At 35.0% G+C, this 16010-nt stretch carries 21 protein-coding genes and 1 tRNA gene; 7 read left to right on the forward strand and 15 right to left on the reverse strand.

Annotated features, from left to right (window positions below; all coding sequences use genetic code 11):
- Window positions 1-13 precede the first annotated feature (13 nt).
- The 7 genes from E0F89_RS10955 to E0F89_RS10985 all read right to left on the reverse strand — a co-directional run bounded on the left by E0F89_RS10955 (window position 14) and on the right by E0F89_RS10985 (window position 5506).
- Window positions 14-640 (reverse strand): WbqC family protein, encoded by a 627-nt coding sequence (locus E0F89_RS10955; protein WP_131909813.1) that lies wholly within the window; start codon window positions 638-640, stop codon window positions 14-16.
- Between the two features lie 74 nt (window positions 641-714).
- Window positions 715-2268 carry a signal peptidase I gene (gene lepB, locus E0F89_RS10960; RefSeq protein WP_131909814.1) on the reverse strand — a complete coding sequence of 518 codons (1554 nt, stop codon included), beginning with the start codon at window positions 2266-2268 and terminating at the stop codon, window positions 715-717.
- A gap of 68 nt (window positions 2269-2336) precedes the next feature.
- A complete protein-coding gene (gene dapB / locus E0F89_RS10965) occupies window positions 2337-3038 on the reverse strand; it encodes a 4-hydroxy-tetrahydrodipicolinate reductase (RefSeq protein WP_131909815.1) in 702 nt (233 codons plus the stop codon).
- 3 nt (window positions 3039-3041) lie between these two features.
- Complete coding sequence (locus E0F89_RS10970; RefSeq protein WP_131909816.1) at window positions 3042-3242, reverse strand: hypothetical protein; 201 nt, start codon at window positions 3240-3242, stop codon at window positions 3042-3044.
- 32 nt (window positions 3243-3274) lie between these two features.
- Window positions 3275-3796, reverse strand: coding sequence for a DUF5683 domain-containing protein (locus E0F89_RS10975; protein ID WP_131909817.1), 522 nt, complete (start codon window positions 3794-3796; stop codon window positions 3275-3277).
- 38 nt (window positions 3797-3834) lie between these two features.
- Entirely contained in the window at window positions 3835-4734 is a 900-nt protein-coding gene (locus E0F89_RS10980) for a ParB/RepB/Spo0J family partition protein (RefSeq protein WP_131909818.1), read from the reverse strand.
- A gap of 4 nt (window positions 4735-4738) precedes the next feature.
- Window positions 4739-5506, reverse strand: coding sequence for a ParA family protein (locus E0F89_RS10985; protein WP_131909819.1), 768 nt, complete (start codon window positions 5504-5506; stop codon window positions 4739-4741).
- 405 nt (window positions 5507-5911) lie between these two features.
- Between E0F89_RS10985 and E0F89_RS10990 the strand changes: the two genes are divergently transcribed.
- Window positions 5912-5986 (forward strand) — tRNA-Pro (locus E0F89_RS10990).
- 298 nt (window positions 5987-6284) lie between these two features.
- On the forward strand, window positions 6285-7523 hold the full coding sequence (locus tag E0F89_RS10995; protein WP_131909820.1) for a site-specific integrase: 1239 nt from the start codon (window positions 6285-6287) through the stop codon (window positions 7521-7523).
- 148 nt (window positions 7524-7671) lie between these two features.
- Here the strand turns inward: E0F89_RS10995 and E0F89_RS17120 are convergent, their stop codons facing one another.
- The gene (locus tag E0F89_RS17120; RefSeq protein WP_165930013.1) at window positions 7672-7845 is read right to left on the reverse strand and encodes a hypothetical protein; all 174 of its coding nucleotides are present in this window, start codon (window positions 7843-7845) and stop codon (window positions 7672-7674) included.
- A gap of 440 nt (window positions 7846-8285) precedes the next feature.
- On the opposite strand from E0F89_RS17120, the gene E0F89_RS11000 reads away from it, so the two are divergent.
- The gene (locus E0F89_RS11000) at window positions 8286-8564 is read left to right on the forward strand and encodes a helix-turn-helix domain-containing protein (protein ID WP_131909821.1); all 279 of its coding nucleotides are present in this window, start codon (window positions 8286-8288) and stop codon (window positions 8562-8564) included.
- Window positions 8565-8736: 172 nt separating this feature from the next.
- On the opposite strand, the gene mobB is transcribed toward E0F89_RS11000, so the two are convergent.
- Together mobB and mobA are read right to left on the reverse strand one after the other, a co-directional pair.
- On the reverse strand, window positions 8737-10026 hold the full coding sequence (gene mobB, locus E0F89_RS11005; RefSeq protein WP_131909822.1) for a conjugal transfer protein MobB: 1290 nt from the start codon (window positions 10024-10026) through the stop codon (window positions 8737-8739).
- A complete protein-coding gene (gene mobA / locus E0F89_RS11010; protein ID WP_131909823.1) occupies window positions 10023-10454 on the reverse strand; it encodes a conjugal transfer protein MobA in 432 nt (143 codons plus the stop codon). Before mobA ends, mobB begins: the two co-directional genes overlap by 4 nt.
- A gap of 216 nt (window positions 10455-10670) precedes the next feature.
- Between mobA and E0F89_RS11015 the strand changes: the two genes are divergently transcribed.
- Window positions 10671-11057: a nucleotidyl transferase AbiEii/AbiGii toxin family protein gene (locus E0F89_RS11015; protein ID WP_131909824.1), complete on the forward strand. Its 387-nt coding sequence runs from the start codon at window positions 10671-10673 to the stop codon at window positions 11055-11057.
- Here E0F89_RS11015 and E0F89_RS11020 read toward each other — a convergent pair.
- The 3 genes from E0F89_RS11020 to E0F89_RS11030 are packed head-to-tail and all read right to left on the reverse strand — an operon-like array spanning window position 11050 to window position 13772.
- Window positions 11050-12054: an NADP-dependent oxidoreductase gene (locus tag E0F89_RS11020; protein ID WP_131909825.1), complete on the reverse strand. Its 1005-nt coding sequence runs from the start codon at window positions 12052-12054 to the stop codon at window positions 11050-11052. The two genes, E0F89_RS11015 and E0F89_RS11020, sit on opposite strands and share 8 nt — an antisense overlap.
- Window positions 12055-12064: 10 nt before the next feature.
- Window positions 12065-12970 (reverse strand): alpha/beta fold hydrolase, encoded by a 906-nt coding sequence (locus tag E0F89_RS11025; RefSeq protein WP_243699509.1) that lies wholly within the window; start codon window positions 12968-12970, stop codon window positions 12065-12067.
- Between the two features lie 4 nt (window positions 12971-12974).
- Window positions 12975-13772 carry an SDR family oxidoreductase gene (locus E0F89_RS11030; protein ID WP_131909826.1) on the reverse strand — a complete coding sequence of 266 codons (798 nt, stop codon included), beginning with the start codon at window positions 13770-13772 and terminating at the stop codon, window positions 12975-12977.
- A gap of 124 nt (window positions 13773-13896) precedes the next feature.
- Between E0F89_RS11030 and E0F89_RS11035 the strand changes: the two genes are divergently transcribed.
- From E0F89_RS11035 to E0F89_RS11045, 3 genes are all read left to right on the forward strand, one after another.
- Window positions 13897-14304, forward strand: a complete 408-nt coding sequence (locus E0F89_RS11035) for a winged helix-turn-helix transcriptional regulator (RefSeq protein WP_131909827.1) — start codon at window positions 13897-13899, stop codon at window positions 14302-14304.
- Window positions 14305-14455: 151 nt separating this feature from the next.
- Entirely contained in the window at window positions 14456-14572 is a 117-nt protein-coding gene (locus E0F89_RS17555; protein ID WP_131909828.1) for a hypothetical protein, read from the forward strand.
- A 249-nt stretch (window positions 14573-14821) separates the two neighbouring features.
- The gene (locus E0F89_RS11045) at window positions 14822-15139 is read left to right on the forward strand and encodes a DUF6922 domain-containing protein (RefSeq protein WP_131909829.1); all 318 of its coding nucleotides are present in this window, start codon (window positions 14822-14824) and stop codon (window positions 15137-15139) included.
- A 7-nt stretch (window positions 15140-15146) separates the two neighbouring features.
- Here the strand turns inward: E0F89_RS11045 and E0F89_RS11050 are convergent, their stop codons facing one another.
- Both E0F89_RS11050 and E0F89_RS17125 read right to left on the reverse strand, forming a co-directional pair.
- Window positions 15147-15626 carry a hypothetical protein gene (locus E0F89_RS11050; RefSeq protein WP_131909830.1) on the reverse strand — a complete coding sequence of 160 codons (480 nt, stop codon included), beginning with the start codon at window positions 15624-15626 and terminating at the stop codon, window positions 15147-15149.
- Window positions 15627-15805: 179 nt separating this feature from the next.
- The gene (locus E0F89_RS17125; RefSeq protein WP_165930014.1) at window positions 15806-15970 is read right to left on the reverse strand and encodes a hypothetical protein; all 165 of its coding nucleotides are present in this window, start codon (window positions 15968-15970) and stop codon (window positions 15806-15808) included.
- Window positions 15971-16010 lie beyond the last annotated feature (40 nt).

Raw genomic sequence — 16010 nt, forward strand, 5'->3', positions numbered from 1 at the left:
AGTGATTCGGTAGCTATTTGATGATTAATTCCTGTTTTTTTAAATAATCCATTGCATATTTTCCTTCATTGAACAATAAATCCAGAACACTTAGATTATTGATAAAGCCGTGTTTATCATCAAAAACCTGAGTGTACCTTTCAAAAGCAGAGGGATCTTTTTTTCCGTTTACTAAATATCTAAAGTCTTTATAATCATTTGCATCCACTTCGTGAAAATATTCTTTCGTCGTGGTATACTCCAATTTCATTCGCAAACATCTGGTTATAATTTCCAATGTTTCAAAATTTAAATCCAATAAAAAATTGTGTTTTTTTTCAAAGATAAGACGCAGGTCATCTTCAAAAAATTCAAAAAAAGGTGAGCTTCTGTAAGCTGCTTCCAAGGATTTAAAATGTTGTTTTTGCCAGTCAAAATCAGTTTCTATCTGGATATCTTTTGTTTTTTGGTGACTTTCTTTAGAATGTTTTACAGGAATATTCAACATTTGAATTCCGTTTGGACTGTAAATATAAGTACGGTTGCGATTGGTTTGTTTCTGGAAATTATCATCAATTTCAAACGTAATATTCTCTGATTGTGCTATTGCAGCAAAATGACTAATCGATGGAAAATAAGTGGGATGGAGGAGAATGTTCATTTATTTCTTAGTTTAAAGTTTAAAGTTTAAGGTTGTTATTTGACTTCAAACCATAAACTTTAAACATTTTTTGTTTAAGCATTTCTCTCTTTTCTTTTTTTCCAAAAATATTCTCCTACGAAGAAAATTACGAGTCCAAGAAGAAATAATTTAAAATACGATTGTGGTTGTCCTTCACCACTTACGGTTGTGAAAACCCTGTCCCAACGTATTTTATTTAATCCTTTTCCATTAGGATCGATACTCAGCCAGATAAAAATGGGCTTTCCTACAACATGGTTTTGAGGTACAAATCCCCAATAGCGGCTGTCTTCAGAGTTATGACGGTTATCTCCCATCATCCAGTAATAATTTTGTTTAAAGGTGTAAGTAGTAGCTATTGCGCCATTTATTCTAATCTCTGAGCCATTAACTTGTAATTCATTGTTTTCATAATCCGTAATGATACCTTTGTAAAAAGGTAATGACTCGGCAGTTAAGGCAACCGTTTTGCCTTCTTCCGGAATGTAAACAGGTCCGTAATTGTCACGATTCCATTTATTGATATGGGGAAAAACACCATTGTCAACATCTTTCGATATTTGTCTGATGACAGCAGTAATACCCGGTGTGTTTTTTAGGCGTTCGGCACCCACTTGGGTTAAGGCGCTGAAGAATAAAGTGTCTCTGCTATTTTCATTTATGAAGCCTGAAGGATCCGTAATATCCAGATCTTTGAATAAATATTCAAAATCAATTGGTGTTTTTCCGTCTAATGCAACTTTATAGGAGAACTGTGGTTTTGCTCTTTCGGGCAACTGCAGTATTTTGCCATCGATATAAACGATTCCATCTTTTATAGATAAATTATCTCCAGGAATACCAACACATCTTTTTACATAATTTGATTTCTTATCAACGGGTTTGTAGGCACGTCTTTTTGACGTATCAAAAAATCTGTAAACGGTATCGACCGGCCAGTTAAACACTACTATATCGCTTCGATCTATATTCTGAATTCCAGGCAATCTCATGTAGGGCAATTGCGGCCATGTCAGATACGATTTGCTTTTTGTCAAAGGAATCGAGTCATGAACCATTGGTAAAGCAACGGTTGTCATGGGAACTCTGGCGCCATAATTCATTTTGCTGACAAATAAAAAGTCACCTACCAACAATGATTTTTCGAGTGAAGATGTTGGGATTGTGAACGGTTGAATGAAATATGTATGAACAATGGTTGCTACGACAATTGCAAAAAGTAGCGAGCTAACAGTGTCAGCAGCTTTGTTTTCTGGACTCAGACTTCTATCGGCAACATAGTCTAATTTTTGGGTATAGTTCACATAATAAATGTAAAACCCAAGTGTTATCAATACTAAAAAAGTATCTAAACCAGATCGTTTTCCAAAACTTCGCAGCGTTTCGACCCAGATAACGGGAAACATGATCAGATTGATAATAGGAATAAATAATAAGATGGTCCACCAAGTAGGGCGTCCTATTATTTTCATCAAAACTATTGCGTTGTAAACGGGGATTGCAGCTTCCCACCGTTTCCTTCCGGCAGCTTCATATAATTTCCAGGTTCCTAAAAAGTGAACTATTTGGACAAGAAGAAAAAATATAAACCATTGATATACTGACATATTTTTTTGTTTAAAGTTTAATGTTTAAGGTTTTCTCATTAGAAATTTGCTTAAACAGGCGAATAATTTTATTTTAATTCTAAAACATCTTTCATTGTGAAAATTCCTTGTTTGCCAATAATCCATTCTGCAGCGATTACGGCACCAATTGCGAATCCCTCACGATTATGAGCGGTATGTTTGATTTCTATCGCATCCACAGCTGAATTATAAGTCACTATATGGGTTCCCGGGACAGTTCCACTTCTTTTGGCTTCAATATGAATTTGGTTTGCTTCAGGATTTTTCAAAGTCCAGTTGTTGTACTTACTGTTTTCAATAATTCCGTTTGCTAATGAAATCGCGGTACCGCTTGGCTCGTCTAATTTCTGGGTATGATGAATTTCTTCCATTTCTACTTTGTAACTTTCAAATTTTGACATGATTTTAGCCAAATATTCATTAAGTTCAAAAAAAACATTTACTCCTAAGCTAAAGTTAGAACTGGAAATCAACGCTCCATTTTTTTCATAACAAAGAGCCGCCACTTCATCGTAGTTTTCCAGCCAGCCTGTTGTTCCTGAAATTACGGGTATGTTAGCATTAAAACAACTGGAAATATTACTCACCGCCGCAGTGGGAACGCTGAAATCAATGGCCACATCAGCATTCGAAAGACCTTCAAAGGTAGAATTTTCATCTTTTTTCAAAACGATTTCGTGACCTCTTTCAATTGCAATTCTTTCAATTACCTGGCCCATCTTTCCGTATCCTAATAGTGCAATTTTCATCTTTTATTTTTTAAATTTTGAGTACTGAACGATTCCTGCAAGCAATAATGCTATTAGAGTTCCAGCAAAGAATCCAGCGAAGAAATCATTCATTCGAATAGAATCAAGCGCTCTAATTTCGGAATAATTTACTAATGTGATTAACAACAAAACTGTAGTGATAATAAAAAAATATTTTTTTCCTATTTTATGAAGTAATGACATAATGAGTTATTTTCAAGCTGGATAATTAAGGTCTAGAAATTATAATTTAATGTTAGACCTACATTTGTTTTAAATGTTACATCGTTTGGATAAAGAACAGGTTTAACAGATAAATTCTCGTCTACGTTAAACTGCAATAAGGCTGCATCCACATTAGCATCAAGAATGTTTAACGCATAAAGAGCCAAAGTTACCAAAGCTGACAGATCCCGATTACGCTGGTAGAATTTCTGTCCTGCAATTAATCGGTCGTTATCCAAAAAAGCTAAATCGTCTGTGGTAAGCCCTTCTAATCTGCTTTTGTAGGCATCTCTATACCGATGGTATTTTTTATTATTGTCGAGGTAAAAATAAACGCTGGTTCCAATGGCGCCATATACAATCGGGATTTTCCAGTATTTTTTGTTGTAAGCCTGACCCAAACCCGGTAAAATTGCCGAATAAAAAGCTGCTTTTGCCGGTGTCAAAGGATCGATGTCATTCGATTTTAAAGTATCTGTAGCGATCAACACTGTTTCTTTTTCCGTTTGAGCAAAAACAGTAGTATTTCCCATTATAAAAAGAAAAAGAGCTATGGAAAGGATTTTAAACACTACTCGTTAATTAATTTAATTATTCTGTTGAAATCTTCTTCAGAATGAAATGGAATAGTGATTTTTCCTTTTCCGTTGCCGGCCACTTTCACATCTACTTTGGTTCCAAAATAATTTGTAAAAGTACTTTTTTGGGAATCCGCGATTTCGAATGAAGCTGCCTTCGCTTTTCCGACAGGTTTTGGTTTTAGACTTTCCTGATAATTTTTAACCAAAGCTTCCGTATCCCGAACCGATAGATTTTGACTGACAATTTTTTGATAAATATCAGTTTGAATATCCTGATCTTCAATATTGATTATTGCACGACCATGACCCATACTGATGAAACCATCACGAATTCCGGTTTGAATTATAGGATCTAGTTTCAAAAGTCTCAGATAATTAGCAATTGTAGAACGTTTTTTTCCTACTCGCTCGCTCATTTGTTCCTGAGTCAGTTGAATTTCGTCAATCAAACGCTGGTACGAAAGTGCAATTTCAATTGGATCTAAATCATGGCGCTGGATGTTTTCCACCAAGGCCATAACCAATGATTCGTTGTCATTTGCAATCCTTATGTAAGCAGGAACCGTTTTCAACCCTACAAGAGTCGAGGCGCGAAGACGACGTTCCCCCGAAATTAACTGGTATTTATTGAAGTCTAATTTACGCACAGTAATTGGCTGAATAACGCCTAATTCTTTGATAGAAGTCGCTAATTCTCGCAATGATTCCTCATTGAAATTGCTTCTGGGCTGAAACGGATTTATTTCAATCGCCTCAATTTCCAGCTCAATAATATTTCCTACAACCTTATCGGCATTTTTATCGTCAACAGATTTTATATCGTTTTCCGGATCTTTCAATAATGCGGATAATCCTCTTCCTAAGGCTTGTTTTTTAAGTGCTTTTGCCATAAACCTATTTACTGTTTTTCTTTATAACTTCTTGAGCCAGGTGCAGGTAATTGGTAGCGCCTTTGCTTGTCGCGTCGTAGTTTATGATGCTTTCGCCAAAACTTGGTGCTTCGCTCAATTTTACATTTCTCTGAATAATAGTCTCAAAAACCATGTCGTTAAAATGTTTCTGAACTTCTTCAACCACTTGATTTGACAAACGCAAGCGGGAGTCAAACATGGTCAATAATAATCCTTCGATATCTAAATCTGGATTGTGAATTTTTTGTATACTTTTTATGGTGTTCAGCAATTTCCCTAAACCTTCCAATGCAAAATATTCACACTGAATTGGAATAATAACCGAGTCAGCAGCGGTCAAAGCATTCAAGGTAAGTAGTCCCAGCGATGGTGCGCAATCAATGATGATATAATCGTAGTCATCTTTGACGCTTTCCAATGCTTTTTTGAGCATATATTCCCTGTTCTCTTTATCGACTAATTCGATTTCAATGGCAACAAGATCGATATGTGATGGAATAACATCGACATTTATCGCGGAACATTTTATGATAGCCTCTTTTGGAGTATTGCTGTGTTCGAGAATTTGATAAGTACCAATTTCAACCGCTTCAACATCAATGCCTAATCCTGAAGAGGCATTGGCCTGCGGATCAGCGTCAATAAGTAATACTTTCTTTTCTAAAACTCCCAGTGAAGCTGCAAGATTGACAGATGTTGTCGTCTTTCCAACTCCCCCTTTTTGATTAGCAATCGCGATGATTTTGCCCATTTATTTTTCTAAATTTTGAACCGTAAAAATACAATTATTTATGGTTTCTAAAAATCTATTTTGTTAACATTTGTTAAAGCTTGATTCCTTGCCATTTGACAGATTTTCATTTTTAAAACGAATCCGATTTTCTGGAGCTGTTCCGGCTGTGCGCTTCAAGTTCTTGCACTACTCCCTTTTTTCTAAAGCCCTAAAAGGAGCTTCCTCCGGTCGCTCTTTTATGGCAAGAAAATAAGGGAGTAATGCTGCGAAGCTTTTCGCTTCCATCCGGGCTAGGGAAATTGACATTTGTAACACGATCGGGAATTGTATTTTGATGCGGTTTTCTGAGGGAAATAAATTTATTTCTTATTTCAGAAATAGTTTTGCATAAGCCAAAAATAGTGCTATATTTGCCACCGCTTTCGGGGTGTAGCGTAGCTCGGTTATCGCGCCTGCTTTGGGAGCAGGAGGCCGCAGGTTCGAATCCTGCCACCCCGACAATAACGCCTCTTAAAGGCAGTCAAAACCCCTTAAATCCTATGATTTAAGGGGTTTTTCTTTTTATTCAACTCCAAAATATTCAAGTTATATCAAAGAAAATGGGACCTATTCGGCTACCCCTTTTCTTTTTTTACCTTTAGGTCCCAAAAAAATATTTAAAATTCTATTAATCAGTCAATTGTACTTAAATTTTAACATTTGATGCTTCTCGAAGTATGCGTTTTTTTAACCAAAAATTCGGCAGTATTGGGACCCATTTAATGTGCAAATGATCTGAACATTAAATTTTTGAAATATGAAAGCAGCTACTACAACATTCGGGGTACTATTTTACCTAAAGACACAAAAAACCTCCATGCAAGGCAAGGCGCCAATCTGCGCCAGAGTCACTGTAAATGGAAAACGGACCGAGATTTCTGTAAAGCGTTCGGTGAACGCAAATGAATGGGATGACAGAAAAGGTATGGCGAAGGGAAACCGTAAGGAAACTGTGGAACTCAACATGTTCCTAAACCAGTTCAAGGCAAAAATCATAAATACGTATCAGCAGATGATACTTAGTGATGCTGTGATAGACGGCCCTGCAATACGCGACAGGGTGTTAGGCACAGATCACCTAGCTCCAACTTTAGTATCACTGGTAGAATATCACAATGAACAGCAACTACATAAACTTGCTCCCGGCACTATGAAGAATTACTATACAACCCAGCGGTATATTGAGAAATTCCTCAGGGAGAAATACTATAGGAATGATATCGTGCTTTCACAACTTACTTATAAATTTATTTTGGACTTTGAGCGCTACCTTTTTAATTATGTTCCTAAAGACCATCAAAAGCCGCTTAATAATAACGGTATCATGAAGCATATCGAAAGACTGCGTAAAATGATAAATATGGCAGTTAAGCTAGATTGGCTATCTAAAGATCCCTTTGCCAGTTTTAAAAAGCATTTTGACAAAGTGGAGCGAGAGTGCCTGAACGATAAAGAGCTCACAGCATTGGCAAACAAACATTTTGCTATCGAACGTCTTAGGCATGTTAGGGATATGTTTATGTTTAGCTGCTATACGGGTCTTTCATATGTTGAACTCGCTGAACTCTCCCCAACGAATATTGTCACAGGCATAGATGGTGGGCTGTGGATATCAACAATCAGGGCAAAGACAGATACAGGTGTTCGTGTACCGCTATTACCTCAAGCAACAGAACTTATTGAAAAATACCGTGATAATCCAAGGGCTCAAAATAACGGTACGGTTTTTCCTGTAATTTCAAATCAGCGAATGAATGGTTATCTTAAAGAGATAGCAGATATATGTGGCATCACAAAGATATTAACATTTCACATAGCGCGACATACCTTTGCAACTACCGTTACTCTGAGCAACGGTGTACCAATTGAGAGTGTATCAAAGATGCTTGGACATACAAGTATTCGTACCACTCAAATCTATGCTAAGGTAGTTGAACAAAAACTCAGCGAGGATATGCGCAAACTTGAACAGCGGATGTCTACAATCGTGTCCTAGATATCCCGAATGCTATAAGTTTTTTTATGGGTTCGAACCCCTCATCGCCCAAAAAAAGTAATTTGAACCTATAATAAAAGGCCCTAGCATTATTCCTTTCTTTAATACACAATTAATCAATAATATATTAGTTTTTTTTATCTACTTATTAGGATTGATGGGAATCATCATTCTCTTGACCATATAGTTCTTTTAATGTCAGGGAAACCATAATTTCTATCATGAATTTTACAAATCGATCTTCTTTCTCGCGCTCTATATCATCATAAAGTTTTGACACAGAATGTCCGTCAGTACTATTTTCTTCTCGATTATCGCTCATGTTAGCACCTCCTTTCTTTAGTGGTTGGTTATTTTAGTCTATGGTAGAAATTTATTTCAAAACTAATTTAAATTATTGATTTTAAACACCTTAAAAGTTTATGAAAAAGTTTTCTTATTGTGAAACTAAAAATATCGGAATTATAGCTTTGGAGAATAGTTGAGATTATATTGTTAATATACATTATCAAGAAGGTTTTTGATCTTTAAGTATAAAGAAATGCCACCGCGTTCAGAATGTTCGTTAACTAAACTGGAGTAAAGCATCTGTCCGCCTTTTGTGTACTATATAAAAATTGTATTTTTCTGGTAATAGAGAGCCATAATGAGCCAAACGTGGACAGTTTTACTTTTTTAATTTCCTCATGAGTTTATTTTGTAATGGTTTGTAAAAACTGCCAAAATCTGAGTTAGATATTATTCAATGTAAAAGAGAGAATTATGAATGTAGATCTTATTACCAAGGATGACCTTGATAGATTTAAAAAAGAATTGTTAGAAGAAATCCGAAGATATCAGCAGTATCCTCGTAAACAAGGCCAGGAAGCGCGAGTATGGCTCAAGAGTTACGAGGTTCGAAAACTCTTAAGTATTTCAGCTGGTACCCTGCAAAACCTTAGAATAAACGGCACTCTTCCTTATAATAAGATTGGAGGGCTAATGTACTACCGCTATGACGACATCCAAAAACTGATGGATGGATCGGCGAATGCTAGGTGATTTTTTTTAGATTCGAGTACCCAGATTACAAAAAGTTATAAAAACAAAGACAATCCCTCCTTATCCTCGGGACAGTCTTTGTTTTAAAAAATAGTTGGTACAGCCAATTTGATGAATCACTCCTTTGTCGTGAATCAACAAAAAGGCTGGCGATTAAAATTGATAGTATGCACTACCTTTTTTTGCGTCTGGCTTTCTTTTTCATTTGGTTGACAAATAATTCTTCATTATAGTCTTCTGCTTTTCCATTGGATAATAACCCTCCAAAGACTTCAATAAGGTTGTTTTCTTCGTGGCTATAGGACATATTTTCCTTAAGCAAAAAGTCAAACAGCTTGTGTGATTGTTTGACATCTTCATTTATAGTCGCATTGTTCTTTGAAGCACCATTTCCCTGTACAGGCTGCTCCATTTTATTGCCATTATTCCACCAGTAATTGAATACGTTAGCCGAAAGGTTTTTGCCTAATTGCGAACCATTCCACACGGATTTCGAACTATGGTCAACAAAAGTTATTCCATAAACTCTGCCTTCGGTATTTCGTCTTACAACGGTATTAATACCCCGTTCCAACAACCTTTTTTTGAATTCTTTTTCATCCGATGCCGTCTGCAAGCACATCTCAATGGTTGTCTTAAGCAAAGCTTTGGATGGCTCATTTTTCAACAATTCTTTGGACTGGGCATAGCGTTGTTGAAGGTGAACATATCCTGCCTGTTTACCGAAAAGCGAAGCTTTAAAAACATTGCTTGCTTTTTCTCCCTTTTCATTTAATGCAAAATATACCAGTCCTTGTTTTGGGATTCCATTAAATTCGCCCTTGACTTCTTCGGCGGTAATATTGAAAAGGGAAAGCAGGGCATTGTAGGTGCCGAAACCCTCAAATTTATAGTTCTTTGGTAAATGACGGATTACCGAAGCCATCTGGCTCTTTATGTCACCAGCCTTATAATCAACGGGTTTGAATATTTGATTTTGTGGATTTTGCTTTTTCTCGATAGCCGATATCAGGCAGTATTGTTTTTCCAATTCCCGACAGACATTCATCGAATGTCTTTTTTCAAATTTATCCGATATTTTCCTGCCATCTTCATCCACACAAACTGATACGATATGAATATGGGTCCGCTCAATATCTGTATGCTTGAATACCACAAAAGGCTGTTCAGCGTAACCCATTTTCTGCATATACTTTTGCGCTAGCTTTTCAAATTGTTCATCACTTACTTTATCCTTCGGATCAGGATTGAGAGAGATATGTAATATTGGTTTTTCAGTCTTTCGATTGGCCAGCAGGTACGGTTCAAAAGAACGCAACAGTTGACTAGTGGCGTAAATGCCATCAGGAGTTTCAATTATCTTATTGGTATACAAAACCTGCCCATTTTCCTTTTCCACTTTGAGCTGATTGTATGCCAATGCGCCATACAGATTGTTTCCTCTTCCTATCTTAGCTATCATTTTTTCAGGTGTTTTGCTTCAAAATCTTTAGTTAGTAGAATGATTTTTTGACACAATACCGCCATTTCTGCTGTCTGTTTTTCCAATTTATAGAGATAGGCTGCGGCTTTTTTTTCAGAAAAATTGCGGTACAGTATTTTTACCACTTGGTTATAATTGGTTCCTACAGCCCTGAACTGTCCGAATAGGGTGGTCAGGCGCATATAGTAATCCTTGGTTGCCTTGTCAACCGTTACGATTGTAATGCCTTTTTGGAAGACACATGCCGTAATAAAATGGGCCATTACATCCATTCGTGAAGCTTCGTAGAGAGAAAGGAATCGTGTATTTTCCTCAGCACTAAGGCTTATAGAATAGCGGTGAACGGCGGGATCTTTCTTGGGATGCCTGCCTCCTTTATGCGGTGTGGTTTTGCCGTTGCTTTCCATTACCGTTATTACTGGTTTCGTTTAAACAATTTAAAAACCAATATACTTTATCATTAGTAATGACCTCTAAATATTGGTGGATGTGGAAGCATTTGGCTTATTATTTCCGCATGTTGATTTTCACCTTAAGGACAACTTCCGTCAAACAAAGCCACGACAGGACCCTTTCTAAGAGTGCCTCGCTTTCGGGATTAATTTCATGAGAAACGTGAAATTATGCTCTACAAAGAAACAGTTAGCAAGGAGATGTGGGAACTTCTCCAAAGGCTTATGAAAGATGAAAAATTGAAAGGCCTCAGCCTTGTTGGAGGTACGGCTCTTAGCCTTATGATAGACCATCGGCTAAGAATAGATATTGACCTGTTTACAATTAGAGATTTTGATGAACAGGCAATGCTTTCCCATCTCAAAGATCAACATCAGGTAAAAATCAGAAAGATCCTTGAAAACACTGTGCTTTTAGATTTAGGTCAAGTTAAGGTAGATATTATCTCTCACTGGTATCCGTGGCAGGAAACAATCCAGACTGAAAAAGCTGTACGCCTGTTATCTTTATATTTTAGGTGCTACTTTATGAAAAATTTTATAAAAAAGACTATTTAACTTTTATAACAACTTTCCCTCTTGATCTACCAGTTTCAATATAGGATAATGCTTCGTTAGTTTGCTCAAATGTAAACACTTTGTCAATAACTGGTTTCATAATTCCTGCTTCTATTAATTTTGTTATTTCTCCTAATTGTTTTCCTTCTGCTCTCATAAACAAGAATTTAAAAGACATATTCAATTTCTTTGCTTTTTTTCTTGCGCTTAAACTCAAAAGGTTAATAACAAATTTTAAATACCAAGGTAAACCAATTGCATTAGCAAATTCAGGTGTAGGAGGACCCACAAGAGAAATTAATTGTCCGCCAGGTTTTAGAATTCGTAATGATTTTTCAAGAATTTTAGCATCCCTATTGCTGTGCAATACTAAATCATAATCCTCTAACTTGGTTTCAAAATCTTCTATTTTGTAATCAATAATTAAATCTGCACCAAGGCTTTTTACTAAATCAATATTTTTTGAACTTGTAGTTGTTGCTACAAAAGCGCCTAAATGTTTAGCTAGTTGAATAGCAAATGTACCAACACCACCAGACCCAGCTTGAATGAAAACTTTTTGACCTTTTTTTACATTACCAATTTCTACAAGAGCTTGCCAAGATGTTAAACCAACTAATGGAATGGAAGCAGCTTCATCCATTGAAAGATTTTTTGGTTTTAATGCTACATCTTTTTCATCAATAGAAATGAATTCGGCAAAAGTACCAATTTGATAATCAGGTGGACGGGAATAAACTTCATCGCCAACTTTGAATTTACTAACTTTTGAACCTATTTTTGTTACAACACCAGCCACATCGTGACCATTTATAAATGGTGGTTTGTATGGTAGAAACAATTTGAATTCACCATTTCTGATAAGTGAATCCAATAAATTGACTCCTGCCGAATGTACTTCTACCAATACATCATTTTCATTTACAATTGGTTCAGCCCAATCTGTTAAATTCAATGTTTCTTTTTTACCGTATTTTTTTACTACAAATGCTTTCATTTTTTTATTTTTATTTTGTTAAAAATGGAATTGCTTTTTTTAGAAATTCTTCATGAAATTGAAAAACTCCACCATGACCTGAATTTGGATAAATGATTACAGGTTCGGCATTTGGAAGACGTTTTGCCAAATCATAAGAATTAGTCGTTGGTACCATTCTATCTACATCGCCATTGACAACTAAAACTGGATGCTTAAAAACACTTAAATCAGCAGGTTTGTCATTTCCCCAAATTTTAATAGCTTTCAATTGCTTGCCTAACACGCTTAATTTTACTTTTTTATCACGATTTTCGGTTCTTTCTTTTAATCGTTTTAAGAAATCACTTGCAGCTTCTTTGCCTACTTTATTTTGAGCAAAAAACAAATAAAATTTAGGATCTCTGAATGTAAAGATACCTTTAAAAATATCTTTGTAAGTTAAACTAACGACATCACTAACACCTGTTCCACCTCTTGGTCCTGTTCCTGCAAGAATAATTTTACGAGCTAAAGTTGGTTCTATTAATAGTAATTCTTGTGTAATAAAACCACCCATAGAAAACGCCATTATATCAACTTGTTTGTATCCCAAAGCATGAATAAAAGCTATTGCATCTTTTGCCATATCGGGAATACTTGTTCCTTGTTTTCCTGTTGTAGCACCTACGCCACGATAGTCAAAAGAAATAATATGTCTATTTGAAGCAATTGAATCCATAATTCTTGGATCGCAATTATCAAGATTTGCCGCAAGGTGATTAAAGTAAATAACAGGAATATCACCTTGCTTACCATAAGAACGATAAGCAAATTTTATTTCGTTCGCTTCTACAAATTGCGTTGGAACAGTTGTATATGTGTAATTTACATTTTGTGCATTTGCTTTTAACATAACTAAATTAATTAACATTAGTAGGATAAATATTTTTTTCATTTTATTATTTATTTAGTTGTTTAAGTATGTTATTTTCTAAAATTCCGTAGGCAAAGTGTTGTAAATTGATTAGTAACGATAAACCTTTTCCAACTAAATTTCTAAATTTTGGATTTTCAGTTTCAACTATCTGGAGAACTTTATCTGCAACCATTACAGGATTTTCACCTTGTGCTACGATAAAATCAGCATATTTTTTAGTTTTATTGCGCAATGAATTATAATCTTCAATTTTATTAGAGTTAGTTGAAGAATTTTTAACAATATTTGTTGTGAAAGAACCAGGTTCAATCATTGCAACACGAATATTAAACTCATGTAGTTCGTATCTTAATGCTTTATAATATCCTTCCAAAGCATGTTTAGAAGCAGCGTAATAAGATGTACTTGGAAAAGCAACAAGACCTGTGATTGAACCAACAGTAATTATTTTACCCGATTTTTGATTTCTAAAATGTGGTAAAATGGCATTTGTTACTTTTATTGTCCCCCAAAAGTTGGTTTCAAATTGTTTTCTACCCAATTCAATTGGTGTTTCTTCTGCGATACCAGTAACTAAATAACCTGCATTATTTATTAGTACATCTAATTTATCGATTTCTTTGTAAAGTTTTTCAGGTAATGCAGTTATGGATTGCTCTAAATCAAGATCTAATGCTATCATTTTGAAAGGAACTGCTGATTGCACTTTTTCAGGATTTCGACTTGTACCAATTACATTATAACCTTTTTTGTGCAGTTCGTTGGCTATTAGCAATCCAAAACCTGATGATGCTCCTGTTACTAAAATATTTTTCTTCATTTTCTTCGTATTTAAAAAATTATATTTATTTTTGCTTTTGCTTGCAAAATGCAAGTGCAAATATATAAAACAACTTTTAATTCGCAAGTGCTTTGTGAATTGTTTTTAAAAATATTTTTTATTTATGATACAACCTAGATCAGAATGTCCGTTAAGTTATTCCTTAGATGTTTTTGGAGATAAATGGTCATTACTAATTATAAGAGACTTGATGTTCACTAACAAATGCACCTACAATGATTTTATAAAATCGGATGAAGGAATTGCAACTAATATTTTAGCTGCGAGATTAAAATCGCTTGAAGAAAATGGAATTATTGATAAATTAGAACATCCGGATAGTAAAGCAAAAAAATTATATAAGCTCACACAAAAAGGGATAGAATTATTACCTATAATTGTGGAGATTTATATTTGGACTGATAAATACTTTGCAATGTCAGCAGATTTAAAAGCAACAATTAAAGAAGCAAAAAAAGATAAAGAGAAATTTATAAAACAAATAACAAAAGAACTGAAAGCTAAATCATAAGAAAAAGTAGCAGCTAACATAAATGCTACAAAGGATTTGGGTAATTGACTTGATGGGAAGTTGGTTTTGTATTTGAAATGATTTGGCAAATCCGAATAATAGACTTAATTTAGGTTCAAACCCGCTGTAGTGTTATAGCGGTATCTATGCTATGAAGCTTCATGCAATTTTCCAAAACGGAACAAGGATAAAAGACTTTGTTGACATGTATTTTCTTTTGGAACACCATTCCCTTAAAACCTATTTAGAAACTTCCCAAAACAAATAAAATGGAAATCCGAGACTGGCTGTTCTTACATTGATTGATCATAGGAATGTAGACAAAGAAGAAAAAGTCAAACTCCTGAAAGGCAAAGAAAACAATTGGAACAAAATAACCCAGCGACTAAAAAAAGCAGTTTTCAATCCTACTATTTTATTTTCTGAATCAAAAAATCAAATTCCTCCACCCAATAAAGGACGTGGATTTAGACGCTAAGCGTTTGAATAAGAAGTTAAAAAATCGTACATTTATTTCATGGCACGAGTTAAAAAAAATAAGGCAATCCCAAATCTAAACCCAGTATTTTTTTGGGATTTCGACATAGATACAATGGACTTTGAGAGAGCCTATAAAACTATTATTGCCCGTATAGTAGAGCGTGGAGGAAAAGAAGAAATCGATGAAATTGTTCGTTTCTACGGCTTTGAAAAGGTGGTGAAAGCGATTCGTGACGAAATTTATTTTCTTCCAAATTATGCCATTGACAAGGCTTTAAAATTGTTTCCTGAACTTAAAAAGGAAGAGATGTACTGCTATCTTAACCGTAAAGATAAACCCTACAGCTGGATTTAGTGAATCCCTAAATCCCTAAACGGGTTTTTCTTGGTTTGTTTAATTCCTCATCTTTGCTTTGTTCCATCTTAACGCCAATATTAACTGGCAGGTTTGTACGCTGTCTCAATGATTCTTTTTCGTTTGGAGTTAAATTGTTCCTGCTATCATTGTTTACATAACGAAAAACCGTTTTTACAGACCCCATTATATCCAAAGGTTTTTCAGGCTTCTGTACTGGCTTTTTTTCACTTTCCTTAATTTTAATAACCAATAGTTTATCTAACAGTCTGTTTAGCCCTGTTTTTGTTGGGTTTTTAAACTGTTTGATAAAATTAGAGAAGAAATTGCTTAACATGTTTCCACCCCTGTCTACCTGTATAAATGGAATTTTCTTTCTATCATCCTTTTTTTTAATTGTCCTCTTTTTTTCCTCTTCAGGTTTTGGAGTTAATAGTGGTTTTTTCTTTTTTTTCGGTGCTTTATCTTTATGCTTATCTTTTTTCATGATATTTTATTTTCAGGCAAAAGGTAATTATCAGACTTATACATTCTTCATTTCGGCATTTTAAGTCTTTGATTGGCATAGCATTTCAGACTTTCTACGGGTTGAACTTTATATTTTACCCAAAGAAATAATAAAAAGAAAACCAAGGTAGGACGTGCTGGATGAGCCTGTCCAAAAGACTACGGCATAATGGTTTGCTCGTTCCTCACAAACCACCCTTCGGGACTTATTCCGTTTCCTTTTGTCCTGTCTGCATCCCGTCCTTTGAAATTGCTTTCTTTTTCTTTTTTCCGATTTTCTGTTTTCTTTGGAAAAGATATTTTTATTGGTTTTGTGAGGCTCAATTATCTTTTCAAGGTTTGTCTGAAATAAAATCGCAAAGTT

This window comes from Flavobacterium caseinilyticum, assembly GCF_004349085.1.
Lineage (GTDB): Bacteria > Bacteroidota > Bacteroidia > Flavobacteriales > Flavobacteriaceae > Flavobacterium > Flavobacterium caseinilyticum.

Excerpts from the sequence above, each read along its gene's own strand:
- E0F89_RS17120 (WP_165930013.1), bottom strand. The coding sequence starts at position 7,845 with ATGAGCGATAATCGAGAAGAAAATAGTACTGACGGACATTCTGTGTCA.
- E0F89_RS11030 (WP_131909826.1), bottom strand. The coding sequence starts at position 13,772 with ATGAAGAAAAATATTTTAGTAACAGGAGCATCATCAGGTTTTGGATTG.
- E0F89_RS11045 (WP_131909829.1), top strand. The coding sequence starts at position 14,822 with ATGGCACGAGTTAAAAAAAATAAGGCAATCCCAAATCTAAACCCAGTA.
- mobA (WP_131909823.1), bottom strand. The coding sequence starts at position 10,454 with ATGGAAAGCAACGGCAAAACCACACCGCATAAAGGAGGCAGGCATCCC.
- E0F89_RS11000 (WP_131909821.1), top strand. The coding sequence starts at position 8,286 with ATGAATGTAGATCTTATTACCAAGGATGACCTTGATAGATTTAAAAAA.
- E0F89_RS11025 (WP_243699509.1), bottom strand. The coding sequence starts at position 12,970 with ATGAAAAAAATATTTATCCTACTAATGTTAATTAATTTAGTTATGTTA.
- E0F89_RS10970 (WP_131909816.1), bottom strand. The coding sequence starts at position 3,242 with ATGTCATTACTTCATAAAATAGGAAAAAAATATTTTTTTATTATCACT.
- E0F89_RS10995 (WP_131909820.1), top strand. The coding sequence starts at position 6,285 with ATGAAAGCAGCTACTACAACATTCGGGGTACTATTTTACCTAAAGACA.
- E0F89_RS10985 (WP_131909819.1), bottom strand. The coding sequence starts at position 5,506 with ATGGGCAAAATCATCGCGATTGCTAATCAAAAAGGGGGAGTTGGAAAG.
- E0F89_RS17555 (WP_131909828.1), top strand. The coding sequence starts at position 14,456 with ATGAAGCTTCATGCAATTTTCCAAAACGGAACAAGGATAAAAGACTTT.
- E0F89_RS10975 (WP_131909817.1), bottom strand. The coding sequence starts at position 3,796 with ATGGGAAATACTACTGTTTTTGCTCAAACGGAAAAAGAAACAGTGTTG.
- E0F89_RS10955 (WP_131909813.1), bottom strand. The coding sequence starts at position 640 with ATGAACATTCTCCTCCATCCCACTTATTTTCCATCGATTAGTCATTTT.
- lepB (WP_131909814.1), bottom strand. The coding sequence starts at position 2,268 with ATGTCAGTATATCAATGGTTTATATTTTTTCTTCTTGTCCAAATAGTT.
- E0F89_RS11035 (WP_131909827.1), top strand. The coding sequence starts at position 13,897 with ATGATACAACCTAGATCAGAATGTCCGTTAAGTTATTCCTTAGATGTT.
- E0F89_RS10980 (WP_131909818.1), bottom strand. The coding sequence starts at position 4,734 with ATGGCAAAAGCACTTAAAAAACAAGCCTTAGGAAGAGGATTATCCGCA.
- E0F89_RS11050 (WP_131909830.1), bottom strand. The coding sequence starts at position 15,626 with ATGAAAAAAGATAAGCATAAAGATAAAGCACCGAAAAAAAAGAAAAAA.
- E0F89_RS11020 (WP_131909825.1), bottom strand. The coding sequence starts at position 12,054 with ATGAAAGCATTTGTAGTAAAAAAATACGGTAAAAAAGAAACATTGAAT.
- E0F89_RS11015 (WP_131909824.1), top strand. The coding sequence starts at position 10,671 with ATGCTCTACAAAGAAACAGTTAGCAAGGAGATGTGGGAACTTCTCCAA.
- dapB (WP_131909815.1), bottom strand. The coding sequence starts at position 3,038 with ATGAAAATTGCACTATTAGGATACGGAAAGATGGGCCAGGTAATTGAA.
- mobB (WP_131909822.1), bottom strand. The coding sequence starts at position 10,026 with ATGATAGCTAAGATAGGAAGAGGAAACAATCTGTATGGCGCATTGGCA.